Origin of the sequence: Gordonibacter pamelaeae 7-10-1-b (assembly GCF_000210055.1) — a bacterium.
GTDB classification, from domain to species: Bacteria; Actinomycetota; Coriobacteriia; order Coriobacteriales; family Eggerthellaceae; genus Gordonibacter; species Gordonibacter pamelaeae.
The window spans coordinates 1,856,515-1,857,363 of the sequence record NC_021021.1 but is presented as its reverse complement, the minus strand read 5'-3'; the positions used below and the strand labels follow the sequence as shown (position 1 = coordinate 1,857,363).

The window sequence follows — 849 nt, the reverse complement described above, 5'->3', positions numbered from 1 at the left end:
GGCTCGGGGGCGCAGTAGCCGAGGCGCGCGTGGCCCGGCAGGTCGAAGCGGCTGCCCGGCACGAGCAGCACGCCCTCGTCCTCGAGCAGCCGCAGGCAGAACGCCTCGTCGTCCTCGGGGATGTCCAGCTTGATGCACGACGTGGACACCCCCTGCGGCGCCACCCACGACACGCGCGGCTCGTCGTCGATCCACGCCTGCGCGATGGCCAGGTTGCCCATCACCAAGGGGCGGTTGCGGGCGAGCACGGCATCGCGGTGCTCCAGCACGTGCACGGCCAGCGCGTCGTTCACCACGCCGCAGCAGATCATGGTGTAGTCGCGGTACGGCCGCAGCATCTCGGCGATCTGCGGGCTCGACGCCGTCCAGCCGATGCGCGCGCCGGGCACAGAGTACGTCTTCGACAGGCTGTTCGTGGCCACGCCGCGCTCGTAGATATCCGCGATGGAGGCGAAGTCCTCCGTGCCCACGAGCGGCAGGTACACCTCGTCCACGAGCACGAAGGCGCCCACGCTGCGCGCGATGTCGGCCACCTGCTCCATGAACGCGCGGTCGAGGAACGTGCCCGTAGGGTTGTTCGCGTTGTTCAGGCAGATGAGCCTCGTGTCGGGGCGCACGAGGCGCTCGAGCTCGCCGAGGTCGGGGTACCAGCCGCGGTCCTCGTAAATGCGCCAGAGGTCCACCTCGGCGCCGAGCGCCCGCGGTATGTCGTAGAGCTGCTGGTAGCTGGGGTACTCGGCGACCACGTGGTCGCCGCGCGACACGAGCGCGAGCACGGCCAGCAGGTTCGCGCCCGTCGCGCCGTTGGTCTGCAGCACGGCCTCGGGCTCCACGCGCCCGTAGAGCGCG

At 70.8% G+C, this 849-nt stretch carries 1 protein-coding gene; it reads right to left on the bottom strand.

Annotated features, from left to right (window positions below; translation table 11 throughout):
* The coding region (locus GPA_RS08565) for an aminotransferase class I/II-fold pyridoxal phosphate-dependent enzyme (RefSeq protein ID WP_083809269.1) at window positions 1-849 on the bottom strand (849 nt) is incomplete at both ends.